The organism is Helicobacter bilis ATCC 51630, from assembly GCF_000686565.1.
Classification (GTDB): Bacteria; Campylobacterota; Campylobacteria; order Campylobacterales; family Helicobacteraceae; genus Helicobacter_A; species Helicobacter_A bilis.
Genome location: NZ_JMKW01000061.1, coordinates 1 through 11648, shown reverse-complemented (window position 1 = coordinate 11648; position 11648 = coordinate 1). Strand labels below are relative to the sequence as shown.

General features: G+C 34.6%; 15 protein-coding genes, 1 other RNA gene and 1 pseudogene. 7 read left to right on the top strand and 10 right to left on the bottom strand.

What is annotated here, in order from left to right:
• Positions 1–221 precede the first annotated feature (221 nt).
• Together T368_RS16835 and T368_RS16830 are read right to left on the bottom strand one after the other, a co-directional pair.
• Positions 222–590: an outer membrane beta-barrel protein gene (locus tag T368_RS16835; protein ID WP_027338308.1), complete on the bottom strand. Its 369-nt coding sequence runs from the start codon at positions 588–590 to the stop codon at positions 222–224.
• The gene (locus T368_RS16830) at positions 568–855 is read right to left on the bottom strand and encodes a hypothetical protein (protein WP_004084039.1); all 288 of its coding nucleotides are present in this window, start codon (positions 853–855) and stop codon (positions 568–570) included. The genes T368_RS16835 and T368_RS16830 overlap by 23 nt, the downstream gene beginning before the upstream one ends.
• Before the next feature lie 215 nt (positions 856–1070).
• On the opposite strand from T368_RS16830, the gene T368_RS0109850 reads away from it, so the two are divergent.
• Complete coding sequence (locus T368_RS0109850) at positions 1071–1448, top strand: dihydroneopterin aldolase (RefSeq protein WP_004084979.1); 378 nt, start codon at positions 1071–1073, stop codon at positions 1446–1448.
• A gap of 56 nt (positions 1449–1504) precedes the next feature.
• On the top strand, positions 1505–2605 hold the full coding sequence (locus T368_RS13905) for an ABC transporter permease (protein ID WP_004084978.1): 1101 nt from the start codon (positions 1505–1507) through the stop codon (positions 2603–2605).
• Positions 2606–2718: 113 nt separating this feature from the next.
• Here the strand turns inward: T368_RS13905 and T368_RS13900 are convergent.
• Positions 2719–3132 (bottom strand): annotated as a pseudogene (locus tag T368_RS13900) (Sir2 family NAD-dependent protein deacetylase); the annotation flags it as partial.
• A 588-nt stretch (positions 3133–3720) separates the two neighbouring features.
• Positions 3721–4587 (bottom strand): FkbM family methyltransferase, encoded by an 867-nt coding sequence (locus T368_RS0109830; RefSeq protein ID WP_004084973.1) that lies wholly within the window; start codon positions 4585–4587, stop codon positions 3721–3723.
• Between the two features lie 257 nt (positions 4588–4844).
• Here T368_RS0109830 and T368_RS0109825 point away from each other — a divergent pair, with 257 nt between their 5' ends.
• Together T368_RS0109825 and T368_RS16825 are read left to right on the top strand one after the other, a co-directional pair.
• Positions 4845–5339 carry an outer membrane beta-barrel protein gene (locus tag T368_RS0109825; protein WP_004084971.1) on the top strand — a complete coding sequence of 165 codons (495 nt, stop codon included), beginning with the start codon at positions 4845–4847 and terminating at the stop codon, positions 5337–5339.
• Between the two features lie 14 nt (positions 5340–5353).
• A complete protein-coding gene (locus tag T368_RS16825) occupies positions 5354–5521 on the top strand; it encodes a hypothetical protein (RefSeq protein WP_230455595.1) in 168 nt (55 codons plus the stop codon).
• A gap of 51 nt (positions 5522–5572) precedes the next feature.
• Here T368_RS16825 and T368_RS17190 read toward each other — a convergent pair whose 3' ends face one another.
• From T368_RS17190 to T368_RS0109795, 5 genes are all read right to left on the bottom strand, one after another.
• Positions 5573–5704, bottom strand: coding sequence for a hypothetical protein (locus T368_RS17190; RefSeq protein WP_004084969.1), 132 nt, complete (start codon positions 5702–5704; stop codon positions 5573–5575).
• Between the two features lie 78 nt (positions 5705–5782).
• Positions 5783–6286, bottom strand: a complete 504-nt coding sequence (locus T368_RS0109810) for a ribosome maturation factor RimP (protein WP_004084967.1) — start codon at positions 6284–6286, stop codon at positions 5783–5785.
• 4 nt (positions 6287–6290) lie between these two features.
• The gene (rbfA, locus tag T368_RS0109805; RefSeq protein WP_004084965.1) at positions 6291–6662 is read right to left on the bottom strand and encodes a 30S ribosome-binding factor RbfA; all 372 of its coding nucleotides are present in this window, start codon (positions 6660–6662) and stop codon (positions 6291–6293) included.
• Between the two features lie 61 nt (positions 6663–6723).
• Positions 6724–7284 carry a hypothetical protein gene (locus tag T368_RS0109800; protein WP_027338458.1) on the bottom strand — a complete coding sequence of 187 codons (561 nt, stop codon included), beginning with the start codon at positions 7282–7284 and terminating at the stop codon, positions 6724–6726.
• 91 nt (positions 7285–7375) lie between these two features.
• Complete coding sequence (locus T368_RS0109795; protein ID WP_004084960.1) at positions 7376–7894, bottom strand: MarR family winged helix-turn-helix transcriptional regulator; 519 nt, start codon at positions 7892–7894, stop codon at positions 7376–7378.
• A gap of 77 nt (positions 7895–7971) precedes the next feature.
• Here T368_RS0109795 and rnpB point away from each other — a divergent pair.
• An RNA gene (rnpB, locus tag T368_RS14665) (RNase P RNA component class A) lies at positions 7972–8290 on the top strand.
• Positions 8291–8408: 118 nt separating this feature from the next.
• On the opposite strand, the gene T368_RS0109790 is transcribed toward rnpB, so the two are convergent.
• Positions 8409–8783: a hypothetical protein gene (locus T368_RS0109790; RefSeq protein ID WP_004084958.1), complete on the bottom strand. Its 375-nt coding sequence runs from the start codon at positions 8781–8783 to the stop codon at positions 8409–8411.
• Between the two features lie 144 nt (positions 8784–8927).
• Here T368_RS0109790 and ispG point away from each other — a divergent pair, with 144 nt between their 5' ends.
• Both ispG and T368_RS0109780 read left to right on the top strand, forming a co-directional pair.
• Positions 8928–10013 carry a flavodoxin-dependent (E)-4-hydroxy-3-methylbut-2-enyl-diphosphate synthase gene (gene ispG, locus T368_RS0109785; protein WP_004084956.1) on the top strand — a complete coding sequence of 362 codons (1086 nt, stop codon included), beginning with the start codon at positions 8928–8930 and terminating at the stop codon, positions 10011–10013.
• Between the two features lie 20 nt (positions 10014–10033).
• Positions 10034–10702 carry a YggS family pyridoxal phosphate-dependent enzyme gene (locus T368_RS0109780; protein WP_004084954.1) on the top strand — a complete coding sequence of 223 codons (669 nt, stop codon included), beginning with the start codon at positions 10034–10036 and terminating at the stop codon, positions 10700–10702.
• Positions 10703–11648: the final 946 nt, after the last annotated feature.

Here is an 11648-nt window from a genome sequence, read left to right as displayed (position 1 = left end):
AAAAAACAAAAAGTTGTCTTTTTTATAGCATAAAAGCATTGTAAATATGTATTTTGTGTATTTTATGCACTATATATTGTATATTGCAATGCAGGTTTATTATGCCATTTTATTGTTTGATAAGGAAAGCTTGCGTTGATAATCTGACAAAATAGCAACGCAATCATAAATAAGGATAAATGCCATGACAACATGGCGAAAAGTGAAGTTAGATAATAAATCTAGAATCTATACATATAACGCGCAACAAATGAGAAAGTCTCTTTTGAATAATATTCGTTTTTATCGCCATCACTATAAAGATATGTGCCAGTATGTGCCTCTATAAATGGAATCTTACCAAGCACTTCTATCACATGCTCATTTTGAGTCCAACGCACACCAATATTTAATGCCATATCAAATGCTAGTGAGTTTTGATTACTAGAGCTACCCCACCAATACCATGAGTTTAGCCAATACACACCGCCTAATTGCAAACCAGCTATAACGCCTAGATTCCCATCAGCAACATTTGTAATGTTATATATCACATCAGCACCAACTCCAAATTGCATAACATAGAAATTAGCCCCCACTAAAGAGTGCATAACCACGCGCACCCAAACTATTACTAAACCAATATTCATAACCACCAAGCACACCATACGCTGCAGTTGTATAGTTGTATTTAGAAATATTTCTATTATATGGATTGTTCCAATGATACTCATTTTTCTGTTGCAAAAGCGAAGTCCCAGCCTGCAAACCAACAAAACCACCACTTTTTTCCTCTTTTAATCCATCGGCATAAGCCATACTAGAAATAAGTGCCAATGATAAAACACTTGTCTTTATACTCTTTTTAAATCCCATGATTTCTCCTTAAAATTTGTAATGAAGTTGGCATTCTACAAAAAAAAACAAATCAAGGGTAAATGGAATATTGTGTAAAGATATAAAAGTATTAGGTTTTAATTAAAGAACATAGCTATTGTTTATTTATAAAAGTCTTAAGTTAAACGCAGTTTCTAAAAATTAACATTGATTCTATATATTAAAAACATTTTGAATAAGGACATATACAAATTATGAAAATGTGTATTTTGATTAAGGATTTAAGCTTTGAGGCAATCATTGGAATCTTACCTGAAGAAAGACAAAAACCACAAAAGATAAATATATCAGCAAAGATAAAGTATCGCTATAAAGATTCTAAAGATTATTTAGATTATGCGAGGGTAGCAAATACAATAATAGAATGTGTGCAAACAAAGCAGTATGGCTTACTTGAGGAAGCATTAAACGATATTGCCGCTACTTGTTTTAAGACATTTAAAAAGATTAAAACGCTTACACTATACATAGAAAAGCCAGATATTTTGCAGCATTGCAAGGTAGGAATGAGAGCGAAATTTCGCCGAAAAAATAATGGATTCACTTTCATGTTTGCGATTTCAAGAGATTAAGTCATATATTAAAATCCATAGTGTATAATGTGTGATTTTAAGGACTTGAGAGAGATATGAAGTATTTAAATCTAATAAAGCAATATCGCATGTTTTGTATTGTATGGCTTGTATTGCCGCCATTTTTAGGCATACTTGCATATAGCATTTTCTTTCATAGCATACCCACAGATTTACCTATTGGCGTTGTTGATAATGATAAAAGCTCACTTGGTCGTGATTTAACATTCTATATAGAATCCGCACCGGCTACACAGATTGCAAAGCAATATAACTCCCTACATGAAGCAAAACTTGATCTCAATCAAGGAAAGATTTATGGAATCGTTGTGATTCCAAATAATTTTCAAGCACACATTAGAAAAGGTGTAGGGGTAAATATTGGCATTTATTATAATGCACAATTTGTGCTTATCGGCAAGGCAATAAATAGTGCGATGCTGCAAGCCCTAACGACTTTTAATGCAATAAGCTCTGTTGGTAAGAATCTTGCAAAAGATGCAAATATGAATATCGCAAAGGCAAAGGCTATGCCTATTATCCCAAAGATTGAAGCCCTCTTTAATCCACGCAATGATTACGCACAATTTCTGCTTACGATTATGCTGCCTTGTATGTGGCAGATTCTAGTGGCGGTTGGTATGCTAAATCTTATTAATACTACGCCAAAAAGTATAAAATCTCTGCTATTAAAATTTGCGTTAAACATTGGTGTAGCGCTCTTTTGGGGTATTATTATGCTTGCTGTTTTTGGGGCTTTGGGCTATCCTAGAGAGGGGAATATGTATATCGTCCTGCTTGGATTAGGGGTATTTGCTGGGGCAATATCTAGCATTGTAATATGCTTTCAATCAATCCTTAAACACACTTCAAAAACAATCAGTGTAATAGCCGCTTATACCGCTCCATCTCTTGCATTTGCAGGTATTACCTATCCGCAAAATAGCATGGAAGTCTTTGCGTCATTTTGGAGTCAAATATTGCCTATTTCATATTTTATGAAGCTGTATTTGCAACAAGCAAATTATGGTATTGATAGCGCGTATAGTCTGGATCTTATCGCACAAATGTTGCCATTTTGGCTTTTTTTGATTATAGGTGTTGGTGTGTATTATTTAAGGATTGGTGTAATAAATAGGGGTGTGGTTAAGGATTAGAATCCAAGATATAAGGATTTTTAGCCCAATAGTGGTTTTTTGGTTGTGCTACCCCTGCTTAATAATGACGAATCGTTTTTGGATTTAAGCCATTATAGCTTAGTTTCCATCACACAAGATTCACATATAAGTTTTGGCATAGCTTGATAGCCAATGTTTGTGATAGCCTCACATAATTCACAACGCACTTCAGGTAAGAATCCGTGCAAGTGAATGACATCTTTACACCCAGCTCGCTCCAACAAGTCATCTACATTTTGCGTGATAACAACCACTTCTTGTGGATAGTTTGCTTTGAGCCTTGCTATCATCTTATGTGCGGCATTTGGATTAACTTCTCCTAATTGTATCCGCCTTTTATCATAGAAATCTAACACCTTTTTTCTATCCTTAGCAAAGCCACTCGCACTGCAGACTTCCATAATGTCAAACTCTTCCCATAAGCCATCATTATCCCTAAAAGTCCTTAATCCACTCTCCGCACTAAGCCCAGCCCCGCTAAATATCATTACTCGTTTAGAATCCATTACACTTCCTTAGATTTTTTTGATAATTTATATTCCTTAATAAAGTCATTAAGCCCATGTTCATAGAAAATTTCTAAACACATATCTATTTCTTCAATCTCTCTATCACTCATAAAGATTCCATTTAATTCTAACTTTTCTTTAATGCGATTACTCCAATAAGTCGTATAATCTAGCCATTCATTAGAAGCTATGTTATAGTAACTTGTAGAAGTATTTAGCCATTCTTTCTCTGTCTCTTGTATGTCTTGTAATAACTCTTGGTCTTGTATCTTTTTTGCTTTTTTATGTTGTTTTAATGCGTGAGATTTTTTATTTTGTTTTGCTTAGTTGTAACTTGTTTTTTATCATTACTGCAAATATGTTTAGAATCTATTTCAAACACAGCTTTAAAGTTAAAATTATCGGGCAAGGTTTTTAGATTTCAATAAAATACAGGTTATTGCAGCTTTAGAATCTAAAATGTTGTTATCTTATGCGCTAAGAAACAAAACACTTTGTTCGATATAACAATTGCTTGATACTTTACTTCAACGAATATATATAAAACTATAACAAGTTCCACAATAACAACTTACACTATCTCAGCTACCTTAAAGTAAGGGCATGATTCCCTAAATATTCCTTTGTGGGATGACCGCTTCTAAAGCTCATTAATCGCATGGGATTATAAAGCTCTTTTGGGCTTTGCAAGGCAAAGAGATTAGAATCTACCAAGTCATTTCGCACAAAAAAAGCATTTATACCATTTAAGTTTGTAGCAACTAACTTATAACCTTTTTTCTCTCCAAGATCTGCTAAAGCCTGTAGAGACGCCCCATGTCTATCTGTGCCATCCCATACATGCTCTTTGTTGTAGGGCATAATCCAGCGGGCTGGTGGTGGGAACTTCGCATTATATTCCACGACAATTACACGCGGATGAATACACTCAATTGCCTCAAAGATATAATAATCATTTCCATCAATATCAATCGACAATAAATCAATTTCATCAATCTTTGCAGCACCATTCTCTTGCATAAGATCATTAATGTTTTCACGCGTGATAAAGGCATTCATCACCTTTAGTCGCCCCTCACTTATTGGACTAGCAAACTTCTCTTGAATCAGTGCTACATACTCACTGCTGCCCTCCATAAAGACGCCATTCCACCCTTGCAAAAGCAAAAAATGCGTATTACTTTCTAGCCCATCTTGCACGCCAAACTCCACAAAGAAGCGATTTGTCGTGCCTATACGATTAAATATCTCTTGTATGATTCCATCTTCATCATTTTGACTATATGCTTTATATCCAAAATGCTCAAGTCGCCTAGGATCGCTGTATTTTTGCGTTGAAAGTAATTGTGTTTGCAGGATTTCAGCTTGCAGTGCATGAAGATTTGAGGCATACCAACCTTGTTCTGCCATATATCCCTTTATTCGTCTTTTAAAAGTAGTGCTTAGAAACATGAGATTCCTTAAATTTAGAATATAGCCTTTACATAAGCAAACGCAACTATACAAAAAAAAAAAAAACGATTCAAGGGTTTTTGGTGTTTTCTTATATTACATGAAATTTATCTCGCAAACATACAGAGTGATTTGAGTTGTGATAATATGAAATGCAATTACATTTTTCTCTCTTTATACAATATTTCATTTACCCTTGATTTGTTTTTTTTTTTTTGTAGAATGCCAAATTCATTACAAATTTTTAAGGAGAAATCATGGGATTTGAAAAGAGTATAAAGGCAAGTATTTTATCTTTAATGCTTGTTTCTAGTATGGCTTATGCAAGTGAAAGCACAGAGGGTGCAGCCGCAGAGAGTAAAGGCAGGGCATTTGTTGGCTTACAGGTGGGGACTTCTATGTTAAAAGATAAGCATAAATTGATTGCAAAGCATAATAATATTACCAATAAAGATTCTATAAGTGATTGGAATTTTAGTGTCGCATCTTATGGTGTGCTTGGTGGTTATGAATATTGGTTTAGTAATAATTTGGGAGTAAGGGGATATGCCTTAGTGAGTATGTCTAGCACTTATAGAATGTATGCAACGCATTTTGGCATTGGTGTTGATGCTATGTATAATTTTGTGGAAATTGCTGGTGGAAATATTGGCGTTATTGGTGGATTGCAATTGGGTGGTGTATATTGGGGTAAAGGATATTATATAGCTTATGACAAGATACGATTAAAAAGCCCCTCGCATTTGATATAGCGTTAAATATTGGTTTGCGTTATTCTCAAGATAAGCATGTGTTGGAGTTAGTCGGCAAGATTCCATTTATAGAATCACGCATTGGCACAAGGGATATTAGCAAGGCTACTGCTTATGCAAGCGATGAAACCTATGCTAGAGAAGTGTATTCAATCATCGCTCGTTATATGTATAGATTCTAAGATTTGTCATTTTTACTATCCGTATTCGACTATAAAGACATGGAATCTAAGTTATGCCATTTTGCGTAGCGAAAAATCCTTTAGAGATTTTACTACTTTAAGATATTTTGCTTTTTGTAACCAATTATTTACAACTTGCCATCTACTGCCGCATTTTGCATTTTGTGTGCTTACTTGTGGCATAAATATCCTATATAATGGAATCTAGGCTGCAAGATTATAGCAAAAAAACAATAAGAGCAGGTATGCTACCAAATTTATTTATAAACTATAACTATCCCAATCAAAAATAGTCTTTACCTTTTTGGTTTCATTCAGTTTTATTATATGCGTTTTAGCTTCTTGTGAAGATTCTTTTAAATTATTTTGCTTTTTCTTTGTTGGTTTTAGAATCTCTTTTATAGTTATTTCATCTGTATTATAAGATTCTAAAATGCCATTTATAATCGTTTTATTAGACATAGTTACTGCGACTTTCTGCCCTATGCTGCATAAAAAATGCTTTGGCTTTTTTAGATTTCTCTCAACACCGGGCGAACTCACCTCTAGATGATATGCCTCCAAATCGCTTAATTCTACATCTAAAAGTGGTGCAATAAGTGTGCTGATATTCTCACAATCATCAAGGCTAATACCCTCTTTCTTAAAGATTGAAATGCGTAAAATCATGCTTTCATTTTCTTTTAATAACTCAATATCATAGAGTTCCAAGCCTTTTTGTGTGATTAAAGATTCAATCTTATCATGCAAATCTTGTGTTATCATTGCTTCATTCCTTATTTTCGTTATTGCTTGATTTGGCATTAATTTGTGCAAAAATTTTATCAAGATTATTTTGTATTTGCAAACTTTCATCAAATACTAAGGTAATCTTTGGGGCGGTATGCCATGAAGTTGCACTCAAAATATATTCTTGTATGATAGGACGAGCTTTTTTGAAAGCTTGTAAAATCTTATTTTGCATAGCTTTATCTATGCTGCTTGATTCTATAAATACTTTGGCATCATGTTTGCCTTTTGAGCATTGCACTTTTGTAACTTCTAGTGTGTTAAGCAGACTATCGCCCAAACTTCCTAACGCTTCATTAACTATCTCTTGCAGGAAAGCTTCCCTGCGTTCCTGTAAAATCTTGTTTTGCATGTATTCTCTCTTAATTTAGATTTTATTGTTTTAGATTCTATATGCTTATGCCCGTCCGTATTTAGCGTGAATAATAGAATCTATATCCAACTAAAACTTTTGTTGTCCCTTGTGTTGTGAGTGTTTGATTTGCCACAACCTTATCTATAAACATTGCCCCACCTCCAAACTCAAAGAAAAATGTATGTCCATTTTTTGTGATAAACTCATGTCCTATACCAACACTCACTTCCCCATAATATGGTGAAGTCCCAAACGAGTTATACTTGCCGCCGGTTAGCCCAAAGCCACCACTAAGAAACAAATATGGACGAAAATAGCTTATCCCAATAGCTGCAGCCACAGAACTCCCTGTAAGATAGCTTAGAGTCATTTTATCGCTAAACAGCAAAGTAGCAGTGTCATATTGTGTGCTAGCTAACTTCATACCAAAGCTTTCCGCACCGATAAAATTTCTCCACTCTACAACCCCACTTTTTATAATCGGCATTCCAAACTCAATCCCAACTCCCATACTCGCACCCACTCTCGTATGAACGCCGATAAGATAATCGCTATCTTGTGAAAACTCTTTTGCCACACAGCAACCAAATAGACATAATATACCCATAAACTTCCGCATACAATCCCCTTACTTCACAAGTTTATAACATTGCTATTGTTAGCAAGATTCCATAAACATTAACACTTTTGTAGAAAAATGCCATTTGCTTTTACACGCAATTTGCATGCGATGTCTTTTGTGTATTTTTACAATAATTAATAATTTTTTCTAAACTCTCATGAAATTGTTTTATCTCACAAGCACTCATAGCACTCTCTGGTTTTTGTGCGATACTCTCAAAATACTGACACACTTCTATGAAAAATTGCTCTCCGCTTTGTGTCAAACGAACGACATGAATGCGTTGGTCTTTAATAGATTTTGTCTTAATCACATATTTTTTCGCACATAAAGATTCTACACAGCGACTAACTGTGCCTCTATCTTTTTGCATAATCTTTGCAAGTTGATTGATATTTAACTCTTTTGCAAGTGATAGGGCATGTAAAACAGCAATTTGTTCAAATCCAATATGAAAAGTTTTAAGATGACTTATAGCAAACTGCTTCATTTTGCGTGCTGCTAACATAAGATGTGGGACAACATGCTCTTTTTGAAAAAGCTCAATTTTCTCAAGGACTTCTGCATGTAACTCATCCTCCAACTTATCGTCAATGCTATATGTCATAATGCCCTCACCCTTTATAAAATGTATTTTGCATTCAAAATAATAACAGATTTTTTAATTTTTTGGTATTATTTCACGCGGTGTAGCAAGTAATTGCTTGAAAAAGAGGAAAGTCCGAGCTACAAGAGATAGGATTCCATTTAACAAATGGCTAGGGTAACCTAAGGGAAAGTGCAACAGAAATATACCGCCATGTTTCACATGGTAAGGGTGAAAAGGCAGGGTAAGAGCCTACCGATTTCTTGGCAACAAGAAATGCCATGCAAACCCAATCCGTAGCAAGAATAGCAGGTTAATATCTCTGTCTTTAAGCTATTCGCTTGAATAATATTGCGAAATATTATCTAGATAAATAATTACTTAATACAGAACTCGGCTTATAGCTACACCAAATCTTCATAATAATTACGCATAAAAATTCACAGAATCTCACTCTATCTAAATAATATTCTAACTTTACCCTTAACTAAAATTTTAGGCATACAATATAATGTTAGCCCTACTTGCGATCCACCTACTTACCATTTTTTTCAATAAGATTTAATATCTCGTGCTTTATGTCTGAGTTTGTTTGATATTTTTGCACCATCTCTTCTAGAATCTCAAATAGCGTTTCCATTTCATTTGGATTTGTTTTTCTGTATTCTAGAATCATCTTTGCCATTGCGACACCACTATCAATCTTATCGCCCATATCTTTTTTATCTTGCAGTTTATCTGCCTCCTTTTTAACCTTAAGGCTAAATTTTATAAGCTTTGCAAACTTTAGTGGCGATGATAAGATTCTGCCAAGCATATTGCTACCAAATACCTTCATAATCGCTACTATACTGACAATCTTTCCTGCCATCTCTTCATCTCCCATATTCTCTAGTGTTTCTAAATCCATTTGCATTCCCCATTGTGATTTTTACTTTCAGAGCAAAATAGATTCCATAAAAAATAATCTGTCATTATGTGGTAATAGAAAAATCAATTAAAATATGTTAGAATCTTGGGCTATTAGATTCTAAAACTCACACAAAGGATTACAATGCAAAGCGATAAAATAAAGCCTCGCTACCCCACAAAGCAAATTTATGTCGGCAATGTAGCCATAGGTGGTGATGCCCCAATTAGCGTGCAAAGCATGACTTTTAGCAAAACCCATAATATCGAAGAGACAAAAGCACAACTTGATAGATTGCAACTAGCGGGAGCTGACATTGTGCGTTTAGCAGTGCTAACAGAAGAGGACGCACACGCACTAAAAACGCTAAAGAGCATGACAAGTTTGCCCCTTATCGCAGATATACATTTTAAATACAAACTTGCATTAATCGCTGCTGAATCGGCCGATTGCATACGCATTAATCCGGGCAATATCGGCTCAAAAGAAAAGATAAAAGAAGTGGTAAAAGCATGTAATGTGCGAAACATTCCTATACGAATTGGCGTAAATGGCGGCAGCTTAGAAAAAGAATTTGAGCAAAAATATGGACCAACACCAAAGGGCATGGTAGAATCTGCCCTTTATAATATCAAGCTTTTAGAAGACTTTGGTTTTACAAATATTAAAGTATCCTTAAAAGCAAGTGATGCACCACGCACAATAGAAGCCTATGAGCTTTTGCGTCCATTAGTGCCTTATCCATTCCACTTAGGCGTTACAGAGGCTGGCACGCTATATCATTCTATGATTAAAAGCTCCATTGCATTAGGGAATCTTCTCATGCAAGGAATCGGCGATACTATGCGTTGCTCTATCACAGGCGAGTTAGAAGAAGAGATAAAACTTGCAAAAAGCATTTTACGCTATTCAGGCAGACAAAAAGAGGGCATTACCATTGTATCATGTCCTACATGTGGGCGGATACAGGCGGATTTAGTCAGTGCGATTAAGCGAGTAGAGACAAGACTAGCACATATTAAAACGCCCTTGCAAGTAAGCGTTATGGGCTGTGCGGTAAATGCGCTTGGCGAAGCAAAACACGCAGATATTGCCATAGCCTTTGGCAATAAAATAGGGCATATTATAAAAGGTGGCAAGGTCTTAGCAAAGATGAGTGAAGATAGCATTGTAGATAGATTTGTAGAAGAAGTGGAGATTCTAGCAGCAGAGAGAGAAAAAGAAGCCTAATAATATATAAAGGGAAAAATATGATTTGTGAGAATCTAGCAAAAACTTTAGAATCTATTGAGAGAATAAAAGAGCGTTATAATAGAAAAGATTCTATAAATCTTATTGCTGTGAGTAAATATAGTAATACAGATGAGATACAACAGGCTTTTTCATGCGGACAAATCGCCTTTGGGGAGAATAAAGTCCAAGATTTAATGGCAAAAAGCATATCCCTATCTACACATAACATAGAGTGGCATTTCATCGGCACTCTGCAGGAAAATAAGATTAATATGCTAATACAAATTAAACCCGCACTGTTTCATTCCCTGCATTCTCTAAAACTTGCACACGCTTTGCAAAAGCGGCTTATGCGAGAAGATTATAAGATGAAAGCCCTGTTACAAGTCAATAGTGCAAATGAAGATTCTAAAAGTGGCTTTTGTGTGGAATCCGCTTTTTCTAGCTATCTTGAGATTCTAGAAACATGCCCTAATATAGAGCTTAATGGGCTTATGTGTATGGGTGCAAATAGTGATGATAAAGCCTTGATTGAAAAAGGCTTTTTGCAAACACAGAATCTTTATGAGCGACTAAAGCCCTATAAAGCAAATATTCTTTCAATGGGTATGAGCAGTGATTATGAAATCGCCATTGCATGTGGGAGCAACCATCTTCGCATTGGGAGTAGTATTTTTAGGGGTTAGATTCTGCAATCCTTAAAGAAAGCCGGTAGAGTTGAAGTAATGATAGATTCTAATGGGCTTGTGGTTAAAAAGGTAGAGTATGATTTTCTGTAAAAACCTCTTTTGTTATAATGTGTTTTGTAGTATTTGGGGACTAAAAAATTTGGCAGTATTAATACAAAATCTACAAAAATACAAGTTAGGGATACATCATCTGCACTTAAAGCCAATTCTTTTTTATTAAGAAAGCTAAAAAGGAGAGATAATTCTTAAATAATATAGAACCTCTTAAAAATACCCCTCGCTTTGAAGTAGAGATAGAGTCCCCCACTATAAGGCATACTTAAAAACAGAAATTTCCCGCATTAGGTAGTTTTTCAAAGAAAGATTTTATGCCTTAGGGTTTCCCTATTAAGATAAACTTTTTAGTAAGCAGTGTGTATGTGGGGGGGGGGGGCAAAATACAGCAAAGATTCTATGTAATAAGAAACAAGGTAATATCCCAATCAACACTGCACCATACAATACAAATTTTAAAAAGAAAATACAAACCTGGTGATGGAATGGATAGTACGCAAGCGACACTCAAATTACAAAATATATAAATCTATTTCAAAGTTCATTATAATTAAGATTCTATCCCTAATGGCAATAAACAAGCAAAATAACACATATTCTAAAGATTTCAGTTTTGATTATGGTGTATGAATAAGGTTTTAAAGTTTTGTTTCTTTCCTGTCTTTAAAATACCCTTAATAACTTAAAATACAAGCCTTTTTTATATGATTTTTATCTAGTGATTATATATTACATTTTCACTTTACAAAGTGTTACAAACTAAGCAATGCAAAATTACAAATTAATTAAAGCTTTGATACAAATTAAAATTACATAAGCAAACAATGCTTTATTTTTGCATTCTCTACTTAATGGATTTTATAAGCTTTTATTGTGTAGTTTTATATGC